The sequence below is a fragment of the Micromonospora sp. C31 genome (genome assembly GCF_018070575.1).
Lineage (GTDB): Bacteria > Actinomycetota > Actinomycetes > Mycobacteriales > Micromonosporaceae > Micromonospora.
The window spans coordinates 65,251-80,697 of the sequence record NZ_JAGPXN010000017.1 but is presented as its reverse complement, the minus strand read 5'-3'; the positions used below and the strand labels follow the sequence as shown (position 1 = coordinate 80,697).

Below are 15,447 nucleotides of genomic sequence, written 5' to 3'. Positions count from 1 at the left end.
GTCATCACCTCGAATAGAACGAACGTGGCCGCGACGCTTGCCGTGCCAATACGGATCAAAACTCCGAGCATCGGCCTCACGGATTTCGTTGGACGACGGGTGATCGCCACCGGCGTTCTGCGAGGCCTACAACTCGACATTGAGTCACCGCGCGGCCTGACTCTTCGGCCAGGACCAGAGGGGGGCGCATCTAGTCGAGTCCTATCCATGTCGACTCGTTACGGAAATGCAAGATCAACTATCGCTGCCCGTCGACCAGTGGTGGAGCAAAGTCTGATAGAGAATGGACCCCTCCTCGATGCGTGGACCGATGAGCGGACGGGAAATCGTGTGGCGCTTACGACTGATGTTGCTGCGATTGAAGCCGCGCTAACGCCCCACTACGGGAATACCCTCAGCGTCGTCGAGAGCAAATGGAGTCGGCAGTATCTCGACGAGATTCACACCTTCATCGACGAAGGACTTCTGCTGTCCTCGGGAAACACGATCAGCCCCAGTAATCAGCTGCAGGCAGCGGTGACGCTGCTTCACCTGCCCTCGCGGCTGGCGCACTACCTGGCCCGGTTCCCCGCTGATGCACTCCAAGTGAACGTGCTTGTGAAGCCGCTTACGACCATCTGAACCCTTTCCCGGCACTGACCGGCCAGTGGCCGACCAGCCAACCCTTGAGACCGATGGACCGAGCGCGCTGGACAACCAGCGACACCGGGTCTCAAGCGCCTTCGAGTTCGGTTCAGGGGCGCCGAACCACGCCGTGGACATGTCCACGACGTGAACGGCGAGGTCTCTCGCGCGGCGTCAGGACGAGCTCCACATAAGGGGAATGAGGACGGTGTCGACGTCGCGGGTGTAGTGAAAGCGCGTGGTCGGTCGGATCTTTGTGCGGTTGTCGAGCCAGTGCCGCAGCCACCGTGCGACGGTCCAGCCCTGTGCCGTCCGGTCCGCCTCGGTCGTGGTCAGCCATTCGTCGCGAGCGTGGCGGGCGGCGGCCTGCGACGGGTAACCGCCGCGGCGGACCCGCTCGGAGCGACCGAGCAGGTTCGTCGCTGAGCAGTGGAAGTACCAGGTGCCGTGGCCACGTTCGCCCAGTCGGGGGCAGGACTGTTCCCATTGAGGTGGCCGCTCTCGCCGGGCTCAGCGTCGAGTACTACGCCCGGCTCGAACGCGGCCAGATCGCCGGCGCGTCGTCCAGCGTCCTGGAGGCCCTGGTCCACGCACTGCACCTCGACGACACCGAACGCGCCCACCTGTTCGACCTCGCCCGCGCCGCCGACGGCATCCCGACCTCCGGGCGGCCCCGCCGCCGTACCGCCACCGCTGGCGCTGCCGGCAAGGCCGCCGCACGCCTGAGCCTGCGGTGGGCGATGGAGGCGATCACCGACGGCGTCGCGTTCGTCCGGGACCCGCAGCAGAACCTGCTCGCCACCAACACGCTCGGCCGCGCCTTCTACTCACCGATAATCGGCGACGGGGGCCGCCTGCCGAACCTGGCCAGGTTCCAGTTCCTCGTCTCGACCACGATCGCCCACCAGGCGCCGGCCCTCGCCGAACGCGACCACCTCATGCCCCAGGCGGCCCGGCTCAATGCCCACCGGGGGGCGTTGAGCCGGGCCGCCGGTTCAGGACCGGACGCGGGTGATGGCCGATTCGTAGCCGCCGCCGGGCCAGGCCCATGCCCCGGTGGCGTTGGTGAAGTGCTCGTCGAAGGTCGCGCGGTAGCGGGCCGGGGAACCGGGTTCGCCGTACCAGATGGTGAACTCGCGGCCGCTGATCTCGTACACGTACTCCAGGATGTCGCCGGTGTGGCTGAAGTAGTGCGACTTCAGCGTGCCGGTGTCGGCGTCGTGGCCGATGTACTCGATGCCGCGGGTGGGACTGTCGTCCTGGACCAGGTCGATGTGCTGGATCAGGAAGTGGCTGCCGGGCATCCATCCGTAGGTCACGGTGCCGTGGTGGCCGGGTCCGGACACGTGCCAGGTGCCGACCAGCACGTCGAGGGTTCGCAGGGACGGGTGCGGGCTGTTCGACGACGGCGCGCCGTCCAGGATCTCGTCGTTCATGGTGGGACGTCCTCTCAGCGGACGAAGCGGCGCAGCTCGGCGCGGCGGATGTGGGCGATGACCGCGGCGGTCAGCAGGAACGCGGCGGGCAGCGCGGGGCTGATGCCGATCAGCAGGTTGGTGATGACCGCTCCGGTCATCAGCGCGGTGAGACCGAGCACGGCCGCCGCGGTCAGCCGGGGTACCAGCAGGCCGAGGGCGCCGGCCAGCTCGCAGACGCCGACCAGGTAGCGCAGCCACTGCCCGGCGCCGATGTCGGCGAACAGGTCGACCATCTGTGCGTCGCCGATCAGCTTGAGCGCGCCGCCGACGGCGAACTGCACGGCGAGGCCGGCCTGCAGCGCCCAGCGGACCACGGATCCGGTGCGGCGCAGGGCGGTCGGGCGGGTGACGGTAGTGGTGGCGGTGGGGGTCATCGGGCTCTCCTCGGCGGCTCGTCGGTGTTGTGCCCGGGACGTCGGAGCGGCCTGTCGGTCCTCGACACACCGGCCGAGGATTTTCCAGAAACCTCTCCGCTGCCATCCTGGGAGGCGTGAAGTACATGGTCATGACCTACGGCGGCCCGTCGGACTGGGACGCGCTGACCGGCTCCGGGCCGGATGCGATGACACCCGAGGAGATCACCGCACACTTCGCCGCCATGCAGGCGCTGCAGCGGGAGCTGACCGCCACCGGCGAGCTGGTCAGCGGGTTCGGGCTGACCGAGCCGGCCCGCGCGCAGACGGTCGAGCTGCGCGACGGCACGCCGGTGGTCTCCGACGGCCCGTACGCCGAGACCAAGGAGGTCCTCGCCGGGTTCGCGATCTTCGACGTGGCCGATCACGAGCGGGCGCTGGAGCTGGCCGCCCGGTTCGCCGCCGCGGTCGCCACCCGTGTGGAGATCCGGCCCGTGGCCGAATGACCGCCGACCTGCTGCGGGAGCTGGCACCCCCGGTGCTGGCGGCGTTGACGCGCCGGTACGGGCATTTCGACGAGGCTGAGGACGCCACCCAAGAGGCGCTGGTGGCGGCCGCGACGCAGTGGCCGGTCGAGGGTGTGCCGGACAACCCGCGGGCCTGGCTGATCCGGGTCGCCTCGCGGCGCTTGATCGACCAGCTGCGCAGCGAGCAGTCCCGGCTGCGGCGGGAGGCGACGATGGCGGCGCAGGTGCCGTCGGCGGACTGGTCGGCGCCGGCTGCCGACGCCGACGGGACGCCGTCCGACGACACCCTCACCCTGCTTGTCCTGTGCTGCCATCCGGCGCTGACCCCGGCCTCGCAGATCGCGCTGACGCTGCGGGCCGTGGGCGGGCTGACCACTGCGGAGATCGCCCGCGCGCTGCTGGTGCCGGAGGCCACGCTGGCGCAGCGGATCAGCCGGGCCAAGCATCGGATCAAGGACGCCGGCGCCCGGTTCGAGCCGCCCACCGCCGAGGACCACGACGACCGGCTGCGGGCCGTTCTGCACGTGCTCTACCTGATCTTCAACGAGGGGCACACGGCGACCTCCGGCGCGGCACTGCAGCGGACCGATCTGGCGGCCGAGGCGATCCGGCTCGCTCGTACGCTGCACCGGGCCCGCCCGGACGACGCCGAGGCCGCCGGCCTGCTCGCCCTGCTCCTGCTCACCCACGCCCGGCGGGCGGCGCGCACCGGGCCCGGCGGCGAGCTGGTGCCGCTGGCCGATCAGGACCGCAGCCGGTGGGACCGGCGCGCCGTCCACGAGGGCGTCACGCTGCTCACCGCCGCCCTGGCCCGCCGCCGGCCGGGTCCGTACCAGATCCAGGCGGCGATCGCCGCCGCGCACAGCCAGGCGGCGCGGGCCGAGGACACCGACTGGCCGCACATCCTCGGCCTGTACGAGCTGCTCCAGCGGCTCGACGACAACCCGGTGGTGACGCTGAACCGGGCCGTCGCGACCGCGATGGTGCACGGACCGGAGGCCGGTCTGGCGCTGCTCGACACTGTGGACGCCGACCCGCGGATGACCGGCAACCACCGTGTGGCCGCCGTGCGCGCGCACCTGCTGCACCGGGCCGGTGACCCCGACGGTGCCGTCGCCCAGTACCGCGCCGCGGCCGAGCGGACGGCGAGCGTGCCAGAACGCGACTACCTCCTGCGCCAGGCCGGGCTCGCGGACGGCATGCCAGGCGGATGAGCACCTGGTTGCCGCCGTTCCAGCCCTCGGCCACGTTCAGACCGTCGTGGATCTCGCCCCGGTCGCGCAGGTACCGGGCCACGAGGGCTGTCTTGACAGCGTGGCCGACTTCCAGCATCGCCTGATACGTCGGCCCGCGTTCGGGAACGACGCGAACAGGGCGGGCGCAGCCGCCGGCGGTGCGAGGGAAGACCCCCGCGTGCGGGGACGACGGCGGTCAGGTCGTGTCGACGTTCGCCGACACCGGAAGACCCCCGCGCATGCGGGGAGGGCCCGCGCAGCTTCTCAGCCTGCACGGGCCAGCGCCTGAGCGGTTAACGCCGCCGGCCCTTGGCGACCCCGCCCCGGTACACCGACAGGGCGGTGACGTCCCCGATTCGGCTGCGATACCACCCGCCGATGCCGGAGAGTGGCGGCGGACGAGTCCGCTGGGCTTTCGCGCAGGTGAGACACGATGCCCGGCTCAAGACCCCGCCAGCTGGGTACGAGCGGAGACGATGCGCTCTGCCCACCGACGATGCATGGGGGGATCCCTTGTGATCACCGGCACCTGGCCACTCGTACCCAGCGTGATCGCGCTGCTCGCCGCGCTGGTGGCGATCCTGCTCGCCGGTGGGGCGTTGGCCCGTACGGCGGACGAACTGGCGGACCGGACCGGCATGGGTGAGGCGGTGGCCGGCGCCCTGCTGCTCGGCGCGGTGACGTCGCTGCCCGGCATCGCCACCACGGTCATTGGTTCGGTACGGCAGGACGCCGAGTTCGCCCTCGCCAACCCGATCGGTGGCATCGCGGTGCAGACGGTGTGGTTGGCCATCGCCGATCTGCTCTACCGACGGTCGAACATCGAGCACGCGGCGGCGTCCCTGGAGAACGTCCTGCAGTCGCTCGTCCTGGTGGCGCTGCTCTGCCTGCCCGTCGTGGCGTACGCGACGCCTGAGCTCACCATTCTTTGGGTGCACCCCGCGAGCCTGCTGATCCCCGTCATCTATCTGTACGGTCTGGTGCTGCTCCGCCGGCTTCGCCGGGAACCGATGTGGTTCGCCCGTCGCACCAGCGACACCCGTCAGGACGTGCCGGCCGCCGCGACGTCCGGGGTGAGCGTCCGCCGGTTGTGGTTCCGACTGGCCGCGCTGGCGGCCGTGGTGGCCGCCACCGGTCTTCTCATCGGTCAGGGCGGGCTCGGCGTGGTGGCCGCCTCGGGTCTGCCCAGCGGTTTCGTGGGCTTCACGCTCACCACGGCGATCACCTCCCTACCGGAGTTGATCACCCTCATCGCGGCGGTCCGCATCGGGGCGCTGACTCTCGGGATCGGCAACATCCTCGGCGGCAACGCCTTCGACGCTTTGATGATCTTCCTCGCCGATGCCGCGTACCGACCTGGATCGATCTACTCCGAGGCGAACCTGTCGGGACTGCTGTTCACCGGCATGACCACGCTGATGACCGCCACACTGGCCGCCGGGCTGATCATCCGGGAACGTCGGGGAATCGGCTTCGAGGGAGCCGCCATCCCGCTCATCTACCTGGCCACCGTCGTCCTGCTGCTGGTCCGGCCCGGCTGAAGGTCATCCTCCGGTGAGGGGTCCGTCGCGCGTGACGGTCGGCTTCAGGTGCTCGTCCGGCTGGGATGCCTGCGCCACGGTGTGGTGCGGGTCCCCGTCCGGCGAGAACAGCACCCGGTCGGTCTTCGGGCTCTCCTCCGGCACCTCGTCGAGCGTCTCGGCGGGGCCGAAGTGCAGGTAGTAGGCCAGGTCCGTGGGGTCGGTGATGCTGCGGCGGATCAACAGCCAGTGGCCGTAGCTGTCGTCGATGCCGGGCAGGGCGGCCACGGCCCAGTCGTAGAGCCGTGGTCCTTTGGCGCCGTCAACGCAGCTGCGGCGCTTCCACGCCAGGGCCGGCGCGGCGGCGGCGAGGACGTCCGGGCGGGAGTTGCCGGCATGGGCGAGGAACACTCCGCTACGTCAGCGCTGTGTGCTTGCACCGCGAGCCGGACCCGAAGCCGGTGACCCGACGTGTTCAACCGGCGGGGCACTGGCGGCTGGCGGACGCGTCGTACTCGGGGACGGGTCGGGCCTGCGCCTCCTCGGGGGTCTCGGCCACGCCGTTGCGCCGGATGTCCTCGATGAGCCATTCCATCTCGGAGATCTCTCGCCGCTGCGCCTCGCTGATCTCCACGGCGAGCTGGCAGACCCGTACGTCGTCGAGGTTGGCCCGCTCGGAGCGGGTGATCGCCATCGAGTGGTGCGGGATCATGGAGTTCATCCAGCCGCTGTCGTCCACGGTGGCCTGGCTGCGGTCGAGGACCACACCCGTACCGAGCAGGAGAACGCTTGCCGCGACGATGCCCAGGTTCGCCTTGGTGTTGCGGTACATGTTCCGCATCCAGCCGAGCATGACCACGCCCATCGTGCCGCCCATGGCGAACGCCATGAACATGCGGCTCTCGCTGAAGCGGATGTCGCTCCACCGCCAGGTACTCAGGTACATCACGCCGTACATGACGACCATGGCGGTCAGGATCATCGCCCCGAACCGCAGGTACATCTTCATCTCGGGCGACAGCCCCTTGCCGCGACCAGCCCCGTCCGAGTTCCGCTCGTCCCGCACCCTTGAGCCTCCGTTCCTTCGCCGTGACCGCTCGTCATCGCGGACCGAGGGTGCGGCCGCGAACTTCCCGCGGTTCCGCCCTACTCGGGCGCCCGTACCCACCGGTTGACGGACGAACCGATCATCCCGGCTCACCGGCGCACGGTTCAGGGAATCTTCATATTCGTGGGCTGGCCGGTCGGTCCCGTATGCCTTGTGAGCTTCGCCGTCGAGTCCCCCCGGACAGCACTCCGCTCCCTGGCTGGCGGACCGACCGGGGCACCGGACGATGGTCAGGCGGCGCGGTTCGCTGCTCCTGGTCCGGGTATCCGGGGCGAATGGCAGGAGAGCCGCGTCCCGAGGACGTCTACGACCGCGCGCGGGGTGAGGGTGAGCGTCGCCTGTCGATGAGCGCGTTGGAACAGGCTTCCACCGGGTTCATCGCCGGGGTCACCATCGTGTTCGGCATCGTCGCCCTCGGCGTGGCCCGTGAGCTGGTCTCGCCGAACTACGCCTCGGGGGTCGGTCAGCTGATCGGGGCGCTCGCGTTCGGTATCGGTCTGGTGTTCGTGGTGGTCGGCCGCACGGAGCTGTTCACCGAGAACTTCTTCGACCCGGTGGCGGCGGCGATCGGCCGCCGTCGTGCCTCGGCGGTCGGACAGCTGGCGCGGCTGTGGTCGCTGGTGCTGCTGCTCAACTTCGTCGGTGGTGCGGTGATGGCCGCCGTGTTCGCCGTACGCGGGACCCTGCCGGCCGGGGCGCACGAGACACTCGCCCTCGTCGCCGAGGAGATCGCGGCCAAGGAGGGCCTGGCCACCTTCACCCGGGGCATCGCGGCAGGCACGTTGCTCACGCTGCTGTCGTACCTTCTGCACGCGGTCGGATCGGCGGGCAGCCGGATCGCACTGGCGTACGTGGTGGGATTCTTCCTGGCCCTCGGCCCGTTCGACCACGTCGTGGTCTCCGGCCTGCACCTGTTGTTCGGGATCTGGCTCGACGCCCACGTGAGCTACGCCGACCTGGGGTTGAACGTCGTGCTCGCCGGTGCCGGCAACCTGTTGGGTGGTCTGCTGCTGATGACGCTGACGCACGCGGTGCAGGTTCGCGGCGCCCGGCGCGCGGAAAGGTAGCGCCAGCACACCCACGGGGAGGTCGGCAGGGGCGAGCAGCCCGGGTGACCAAGCACGAAGCCAAGCGGTGACGCGCGGCGCCGGCATCCTCTCGGGTGCCGGCGCCGCCCGCATGTGCTCAGCTGATCGTGGCGAGCAGGTCTCGGCAGGCCCGCTCGCAGGCACGGCACGCCTCGGCGCAGATCCGGCAGTGCTCGTGCTTGTCGGCGTGACCGGCGCACTCGTCCCCGCAGGACTTGCAGGCCGTGGCGCAGGCCTCCAGCAGGGTACGGCTGATGTTGGCGTCGTAGCCGGTGTGCCGGGACAGCACCCGGGCGGTGGTCGCGCAGATGTCGGCGCAGTCCAGGTTCGTCCGGACGCACTTCGTCAGCTCGGCGACCATGTCCTCGCTCAGGCAGGCGTCCGCGCACGCGGTGCACGCCTGGGCGCAGTCGTTGAGGGCGTCGATCGCCGCCGCCAGCTTCGCCCGGTCGAGGTTGATCGACTTCGGGTACGTCTCCAGCATGGGCATCGTGGTGCTCGGCATCAGGAAGTCCCCTCTCGCTGAGTCTCTCTACCTACCATCGACTTCCTGCCCGCTCTGACCGGCAGTACGCACGGCGGGCCCGGCCGATCCGACGTCAGCCGAGCGCGCCCACCGCACGGCGTTCGCGGCCGTCAAGTACTCCTTCGAGAAGGTGGGCGACCACTGGGAGCCGAAGGACGAAAATGGGCCGGGTGAACAGGAAGGCCGCTGGCGGTCGCGGTTCGTCGGGCAGGACGGCCGGTGGGGTCGACGCCAACGGGCACCTGTACGTGACCGCCAACCAACTGCACCGCCAGCCGACGTACCAGCACGGCCGGGACCTGCCGCGTAAGCCGTACGTCCTGTTCCGCACGCGCATCGACGCGGGCCTGGTCCTGCTGCGCTGAGCCTGGCGCGCTCGAGCGTGTCAGTCGGCGACGACGGGCGCCCGGGGCGCGGCGGCCTTCATCCGCGTACGCAGATGCCACCGACCGTGGGCGCCGGCGAGGGTACGCCTCCGCTGTCGGCGAGTTTCGTCACCGCGACGGCGGCGCGGCGGCCTCGTCGCGGCCGTCCCACGGCTGACCCGCGACCCGAGCCGTCGGCTACCGCGTACGTGGTGAGCGTGCCTGACCTCGGGCCGAGAAGCTGCGTATCCTGCCGCCCGGCTATCGTCCGGTGCTCCGGTCCATCACCCCGGCGATCGGGGTGCTGTCCGGGAATACCTCGTCGAGCAGGGCCACCCCGTCCTGGGGATGGGCGCGCTCGACCAGTTCCGAGCGGGAGTCGCGCTTCTGTGTGCGGTCGACGTTCATGGCCTGGTTGCGGTGCTGCTCCAGGGCGGGGTCGCACTGTCCGTCGCGGTTGAACGACCACATCAGCATCGGCTCGCCCAACGGCAGCGGATCCCCCGGCCCGGTGTCGAGGCGGCCGGTGTGCCAGGTGTGCCAGGTCTTGCCGTAGCTGTTCATCAACATCGCCATCAGCGCCCGCTCGGCCGGTTCCGGCAGCCCCGGCGCGATCAGCGACCCGCCCAGCACCTCGAAGTTGTGCGGGTGCCAGTACCCACGTTCGGCCTCCGGCAGCGTGCCGTACAACCGTTCCGAGACGATGTACTCCACGCCGATCAGGTTCGCCTCGGCGGTGTTGCCGTCGAACAACACGCACTGCAGGAAGTCGTCGTTGACCTGACGGCAGTAGTGGTGCGCCTCCATCTGCATCGACGGATCGTCCTTCGCCGGATGGAACCCGACGACGTACGCGTCGAAGCCCTTCAGCGGCGCGGTGTCCTGTAGGGCCTTGGAACCGAGCGACAGCCCCTGGTGCCACAGGCTCGTCGACTCCCCCGGCGGTCGCGCCGGGCTGGGGCGCCGTTCCATCGATCATCCCTCCCGTCCGTCAAGACGATGTCGTCTCCGGTCCAGGCTAGGCGGGCCGCCGCCCGGCATCCGGGTTTCCGGCCGCCGCCCCGCCTCCGGGTGTTTCCCTCTTCACGGGTCGGGCGCGGTCGGTCGGGTTCCGGTTCAGGTACGAGTTCGGCTGCCAACCGCGAGGAGGAACGACCGAACTGCCGACGGGATGGTGTGCACCGACACGGCGACATCGTGTGCGATGGTGGTTCTTGAGTCTGTCCGCCCTCCGTCGTCCGAAGGGCCGCGTCCTTGCCCGGAAACGAAGCTGGTGGCCCCACCGGAGGCCCGGTCAAGCGCGCCCTGAGAAGCACTGTCGGCAGGGAAAGCACGACCTTCGGCTTCTCCATCCTGATTACTGTCAACTTCGGGTTGCTGCATGCGATGGAAGGTTCGCCGGGCGTCCCCCACGTCTTCCTCTTCGCCATCGGCGCGGTGCTGTCGTTCACCCTGCTCGAAGGGCTTCTCTCCCGCGGTTTCCGCAAGCCGATGCCGCAACACCACACTCGTGTGCAAGCTGCGGGCACGAGTATGAACGTCCTCTCCGTGGTCGGCGGGCTCAGCTGCGCCTGGCTGGCCGCGACGTGGATCGCCCACCCTGCTGTCTGGGCGGTGGCGCCCTTCCTTGCCGCTGTCGTCTATCTGGCCTTCGAAAGCCTCGAGACCGCTCTCGCCGAACGACTACTCAAAGCAACCGAAGATCCCCAGGCCGACGACGTATCTTCCTGAGGGGCTACCGGTCACCGACCACTGCGACCAGCGAATCGGTTCCCGGCCGGCTGCGGATGTGGAGCGTGACCCTGGCCGGCAATCCGCGCGGCGGCTGGTTGGGCCGTACCGGCACTGCGATGCCAGCCGGCCAGGGCGACACCGTCGATGGCTCCACGCCGCTTCCAACTCTGCCCGACTCGACACCTTCGCGCGGGTCGCACCGATAAGTCTTTTCGCGTCGCTGAGATTACCTTGGTGAATTCACCGCCCACTCAGCCGAACGGGCAGCGCACCTGTACCCTTCGCTGCACGAATCCACGGGTATGGTCGTCTGGATCCGTCGATAAGCGTTGCTGTCCTCGGGCGACGGTCGATATCGGAGACCGTAGCGCGGTGCTAACGTGGGTGTCTCGCACGCTCAATCCAGGGCAGCGGGCCGGGGGTCGAGAATTCCGTGGACGCCGAGTTCGTGCAGTCGGTCGCTCATATCAACGATCTGATCGAGGTGCGCCTAACCGCTGGTGAGCCCTTCACCGGAGTCCTGGCCGAGCTGACTCGCACCCGGATGGTGCTCGAGGAACCCAGCGGTGCCCGCGTGGCACTCGCTTTGTCGAGCATTCTCAGCCTGCGCAGCATGTCGGCCATGACCGCAATTCCGGTCGCCGAGCCAGTCGCGGTGGTGACGCCCACCCCGGTGCCCGAGCCTGCGCCGGTGGCTGCGCCCACCCCGGTGCCCGAGCCTGCGCCGGTGGCCGCGCCCACCCCGGTGCCCGAGCCTGCGCCGGAGGGCAGGCCGCAGCCGGAGCCAGACCCGGAACGCCAGCTGCATGCGACGAATGCGTTGCCGCAGGCGTTACGGCTGGTGGCCACGCTGGAGACGGAGGTCAATTTCGACATCGAGGTGGGGCACGGCTACCGGGGCGCGCTGCAGGCCGCCTATCAGCGCTATGCCAACGCCGTACGGATCAACGAGCTGGCGCCGAAATTCGGCCGGGTACCCCAGGTGGCGAATGACCTGCGGCGGATCCTGATGGGCGACCCGGCCAACGGCGAGCTGCACCACCTGCTCGGCTCGGTCGAGCTGCTGGCCGGCAACGTATCGGAGGCCCAGGAACTGCTCGCCACGGCCGCCGACCTTACGGCTGACCCGGACGGTTGGCGGTCGCTCGCCGTCGCTGCTGCCCGGGGATCCGACCACGAGACGGCGATCTACGGGCTGCTGCGGTTCTTCCGGACCATCAACCCCGGGATCGACCCAGCCGCCTGGGCCGCCCTGATCGCCGTCCTGGACGCCGTCGAGGCCCGCGACCTGCTGGGTGATCTGCTGATCGCGCCCAACCTGAACAGCTCGACCCGGCAGGCGGTCGAAGCCGTCCGGCCGGGCTTGGGGCCGCTGGCCCAGCCCTATCCCCGGCCCGCTGGTGCTCAGCCGCGGCCGATCCGGCACCGCCCCCCGGCCCCACCCACCGCCCGGTCATTGTCCGAGGCGATCTCCCGAATACCGAAGCCGGCGACGGCCCGCTCCCCACAGGCCACGGTGCCAACCACCCCGCAGGCCACGAACAAGGCCCCGCCGCGGCGCCGGGGCGTGGACCATTTCGCCACAGCGGATCAGCTCAACAAGCGGAAGCGTGACTTCGACGGCGCCATGGCGGCCTACCGTGAGGAGATCCGCTCGAACGGGCCGAAGCGGGAAAGCGCGGTCAAGGACCTCGCCTGGCTGACCAAACGCCTGCACGGTGCCGACGCCGCGTTGCGGGTGTTGGAGGTCGAATTCCCCGGCGTCGTACCACCGGGCGAGACACTCGACAACATTTTGATCGACTTCTACATCTCGGCGGGTCGCTACGCCGAAGCGCTCGCCACCCTAGGTGCCCAACTGGAAAGACGAGATCGGTCCAGCTCCAAGGGCCGGCACTTGCTGCACCAGATCGCGTTCGTCAAATATTCGGCCGGGCAGAATTCCATCCCGGACTGGCAGGAGCTACTGAAGGCAACCCCTGCCAATCCGGTCGTGCGGCGCGGGCTCGCCTTGGCCTACCTGCAACAGCAGGGCGCTGTCATGCTCGACGAAGCGGAGAGCCTGCTCCGCGACGACAACACCGACCGGGCGGAAGGCATCCGGGAGCAGATCGCCGCGATCCGGCAGGGCAATGAGTCGCCCTTGCCGCGGGCGCCGCTGTTCATCGACCGGCTCTTCACCTCGGCCCTGGTCGCCTACGTGATGGAGAATTACTCCGAGCAGGCGACCAGCATCAAGGACCAGCGCAAGGGCGAAAGGAAGCAGCCGAACTTCCTCGACGCCCAGCGGCTCGCCGACAACGCCGGGCACTCCCGGGGCTATCAGCGTCTGGGCAGCGCCTCCGGGTACATCGCCGCTGCGGCCATCCTGCGCGAGTACGGCACCTCCGAAGGGCACGAGGACGACGAGGACTATCTGCACAGCTGGCTGTGTAGTGGTCTGACCGCCTTGGCTGATCTCGCTCTGGACCGGCAGGCCAACGAGGCAGCGAGAGACCTCTACTGCGAGGCGCTCGTGGCCTCCGAGCGGCTGCGCAACCCGAGCAAGGGCGGCGACGCCCGACTTGCCATCGGCCGGTTCTTCCGGTCCCTGGACGGCCGGCCGGCCCTAGGCTTCCGGCACAGCAATGTGAGCGAGAACGCCTCATTGACCGAGGTGGTCGCTCCGATCCTGCGCAGCCAGTACAACCAGCACGGTAGCGGCATCTTCCCGCTGGTGGCCCAACTGGTCGCGCAGACCGACGTCGCGGCGGAGGCGGTCACCGCCGTGGTCCACGACGACGCCGATCTGCGGGCTGGCGCGGCCCAGTATCTGCACGGCAGGGACTTGATCGAGGAGCCGGAGCAGTCCTGGGACATGACTCTGTCCTGGCCGACCATCGAGGACATGCGCGAGGCGTGGCAGCGGTGCGGTTCGGAGTGGACCCGCGAGCAGCGTCGGCGGATCGAGGGCTTGGCCCCGCTGCACGAGCTGACGATCGTAGAGGAGAAGCTGAGCAACGCGCTGAGCCGGATCTCCGAGGTGGTCCCCGAGGCTGACTCCGACCGAGAGAGCCTGCAACGGGTCCAGGACGCGCTGCGACTGCTCGGCGAGTTCATCTATGCCCAGTCCTTCGAGGAACGCGACGCCTGCCTGCGCCGCGTCATCGAAGCGATGAAGTTCGTCCGGGACGACGTGGCCAAGGCACCCACCAGCTTCGCCGTCGAGGGCATCGATCCCATCGCCGTGCGGTTGAGCGCGCTGGTCGAGGATGCCCAGCGGCAGTTGATCATGGAACGCCGGCCGCAGCCGGAGCTGGCACTGGCTCTGCGTCAGAGCAACCACGACCAGCACGGCCTAGTGACAGTGCAGATCGAGGTCAGCAACAAGGACGGCATGGCCCCGCTCGAGTCTGCGGAGCTGCACATCGGCGAGGGCAACGGCCTCTTCTTCCCGCAGTCCGACATTTTGCGGCTACCCAGCGCGATCAGCGGCGGCGGGAACCGGGTGCTGGTCGTCAAACTGCAGGTGAGCGAGCAGGGGGTCCGGGCTGGCGCCTTCTCTTTGCCAGTAAAGCTTCGCTATCGCTCCCGTGCGAACGAGGGCTACGACGAGGTCGAGGCGAGCCTGCCGGTCCAGCTGGCCGACCCGAGCAAGTTCGAAAAGATCGACAACCCGTTCTTTCAGGGATCAACCGGGGTGCCGGTGGCCGATCCGGACATGTTCTTCGGGCGCGAGGAACTGCTCGACCGCATCGAAGCCCGGCTGCGCAAGGCGACCATTCCCGGGACCGGCGTGGCCATCTTCGGCCAGAAACGGGCCGGGAAGTCCTCGATCCGGCTCCGGTTGATCGACCGGCTCCGCGACTCGCTGGAGCTGGATAAGCTCATCGTCGTCGACCTCGGCAACATCGGCACCTTCGTTCAGGAGCGGCCCGGCGAGCATAGCCGGCCTGACAAAACCGATGACCGACTGCTGGCCGGGCTACTTTGGGAGATTCTCAACAAGACCGCGCGCAGGCTGCGGGATGATCCCCGAGTGGCGGGTCGACCCGCGCTGACCGCAGGCATCACCCGCGACAACCTCGCTGTCAGCCCGCACCCGGTAGTGGACTTTATCAACCGATTCGAAGACTACTTCGACGGGTTGCCAAATCCGCCGCACATCGTCGTCATGATCGACGAGTTCCAGTATTTCGACGAGTGGATCGAGATCGGGCTGCTGCCGCAGACCTTCATGCAGGCGCTCAAGGCTCTCATCGAACGGCAGATCTTCCATCTGGTGATCGTCGGGCAGGACGCGCTGGAGCGGATGATCAAGCAGCACTCCAACGTGTTCGTGGTGTTCGCCCGTGAGCGCGTCACCTACCTCGACGACGACAACGCAGCGAGGCTGATCGACCTGCCGATCCGGATTGGCGGCCGGACAGGGGATAGTCGCTACCGACAGCAGGCGATCGATCGGATCGTCGAGCTCACCGGCGGCAGCGCGTTCTACATCCAGAAGTTCTGCTATCGACTGGTCGAGCAGATGAACCTCAACCGGGCGCCGCTGGTCACCGAGGCCGACGTGGAAGTGGTGCGGGAACTCCTGCTCGAGCAGGAACTCGGCGAGGAGGACTTCGACAACCTGGTGACCGCCGGTTACACGAACGCGAATTCGGCCACCCCGGAGCAGTACCGAGCCGTGCTGCTCGCAGTCGCCATCGCCTCCCGGGACGGCCTAGCGACCCTCGAACGGGTCCGTGCGGTCTACCGCGACGACGGCGACCTGGAGTTGCTGCTGAACGACTTGGAGATCCGTGAGGTGGTGCGCAAAGGGGCGGCCGCGTACCAGATCGTGGTCCGCCTCTATCAGGACTGGCTACTGATGCACGACGCCGGGTCAGCCGGCCTGGACCTGCGGTGAC

General features: G+C 69.0%; 13 protein-coding genes and 2 pseudogenes. 9 read left to right on the top strand and 6 right to left on the bottom strand.

Annotation, left to right across the window (positions count from 1 at the left end):
• The first annotated feature begins 261 nt into the window (after positions 1 to 261).
• Together KBX06_RS21265 and KBX06_RS28740 are read left to right on the top strand one after the other, a co-directional pair.
• Positions 262 to 621, top strand: coding sequence for a hypothetical protein (locus KBX06_RS21265; RefSeq protein WP_210837828.1), 360 nt, complete (start codon positions 262 to 264; stop codon positions 619 to 621).
• A 290-nt stretch (positions 622 to 911) separates the two neighbouring features.
• Positions 912 to 1,499 (top strand): annotated as a pseudogene (locus KBX06_RS28740) (helix-turn-helix domain-containing protein); the annotation flags it as partial.
• A 120-nt stretch (positions 1,500 to 1,619) separates the two neighbouring features.
• Here KBX06_RS28740 and KBX06_RS21255 read toward each other — a convergent pair.
• Positions 1,620 to 2,060: a hypothetical protein gene (locus KBX06_RS21255; RefSeq protein WP_210837826.1), complete on the bottom strand. Its 441-nt coding sequence runs from the start codon at positions 2,058 to 2,060 to the stop codon at positions 1,620 to 1,622.
• Positions 2,061 to 2,074: 14 nt separating this feature from the next.
• A complete protein-coding gene (locus KBX06_RS21250; RefSeq protein WP_210837824.1) occupies positions 2,075 to 2,476 on the bottom strand; it encodes a DoxX family protein in 402 nt (133 codons plus the stop codon).
• 125 nt (positions 2,477 to 2,601) lie between these two features.
• Between KBX06_RS21250 and KBX06_RS21245 the strand changes: the two genes are divergently transcribed.
• From KBX06_RS21245 to KBX06_RS21235, 3 genes are all read left to right on the top strand, one after another.
• Entirely contained in the window at positions 2,602 to 2,961 is a 360-nt protein-coding gene (locus KBX06_RS21245; RefSeq protein ID WP_247686394.1) for a YciI family protein, read from the top strand.
• Positions 2,958 to 4,196: an RNA polymerase sigma factor gene (locus tag KBX06_RS21240; protein WP_210837820.1), complete on the top strand. Its 1,239-nt coding sequence runs from the start codon at positions 2,958 to 2,960 to the stop codon at positions 4,194 to 4,196. The genes KBX06_RS21245 and KBX06_RS21240 overlap by 4 nt, the downstream gene beginning before the upstream one ends.
• Before the next feature lie 521 nt (positions 4,197 to 4,717).
• Entirely contained in the window at positions 4,718 to 5,758 is a 1,041-nt protein-coding gene (locus tag KBX06_RS21235) for a sodium:calcium antiporter (protein WP_210837817.1), read from the top strand.
• Positions 5,759 to 5,761: 3 nt separating this feature from the next.
• On the opposite strand, the gene KBX06_RS28735 is transcribed toward KBX06_RS21235, so the two are convergent.
• Together KBX06_RS28735 and KBX06_RS28535 are read right to left on the bottom strand one after the other, a co-directional pair.
• The gene (locus KBX06_RS28735) at positions 5,762 to 6,148 is read right to left on the bottom strand and encodes a hypothetical protein (protein WP_210837958.1); all 387 of its coding nucleotides are present in this window, start codon (positions 6,146 to 6,148) and stop codon (positions 5,762 to 5,764) included.
• Positions 6,149 to 6,212: 64 nt separating this feature from the next.
• Positions 6,213 to 6,803: a DUF305 domain-containing protein gene (locus KBX06_RS28535; RefSeq protein ID WP_210837816.1), complete on the bottom strand. Its 591-nt coding sequence runs from the start codon at positions 6,801 to 6,803 to the stop codon at positions 6,213 to 6,215.
• Between the two features lie 317 nt (positions 6,804 to 7,120).
• Between KBX06_RS28535 and KBX06_RS21220 the strand changes: the two genes are divergently transcribed.
• A complete protein-coding gene (locus tag KBX06_RS21220) occupies positions 7,121 to 7,912 on the top strand; it encodes a formate/nitrite transporter family protein (RefSeq protein ID WP_210837814.1) in 792 nt (263 codons plus the stop codon).
• 118 nt (positions 7,913 to 8,030) lie between these two features.
• Here the strand turns inward: KBX06_RS21220 and KBX06_RS21215 are convergent, their stop codons facing one another.
• A complete protein-coding gene (locus tag KBX06_RS21215) occupies positions 8,031 to 8,438 on the bottom strand; it encodes a four-helix bundle copper-binding protein (protein WP_210837812.1) in 408 nt (135 codons plus the stop codon).
• 100 nt (positions 8,439 to 8,538) lie between these two features.
• Here KBX06_RS21215 and KBX06_RS27965 point away from each other — a divergent pair.
• Positions 8,539 to 8,725 (top strand): annotated as a pseudogene (locus KBX06_RS27965) (ChaB family protein); the annotation flags it as partial.
• Positions 8,726 to 9,085: 360 nt separating this feature from the next.
• Here KBX06_RS27965 and KBX06_RS21205 read toward each other — a convergent pair.
• Positions 9,086 to 9,796 (bottom strand): OBAP family protein, encoded by a 711-nt coding sequence (locus KBX06_RS21205; RefSeq protein WP_210837811.1) that lies wholly within the window; start codon positions 9,794 to 9,796, stop codon positions 9,086 to 9,088.
• Positions 9,797 to 10,078: 282 nt separating this feature from the next.
• Between KBX06_RS21205 and KBX06_RS21200 the strand changes: the two genes are divergently transcribed.
• Positions 10,079 to 10,555: a hypothetical protein gene (locus KBX06_RS21200; RefSeq protein ID WP_210837809.1), complete on the top strand. Its 477-nt coding sequence runs from the start codon at positions 10,079 to 10,081 to the stop codon at positions 10,553 to 10,555.
• A 436-nt stretch (positions 10,556 to 10,991) separates the two neighbouring features.
• Positions 10,992 to 15,446 (top strand): AAA family ATPase, encoded by a 4,455-nt coding sequence (locus KBX06_RS21195; RefSeq protein WP_210837807.1) that lies wholly within the window; start codon positions 10,992 to 10,994, stop codon positions 15,444 to 15,446.
• Position 15,447 lies beyond the last annotated feature (1 nt).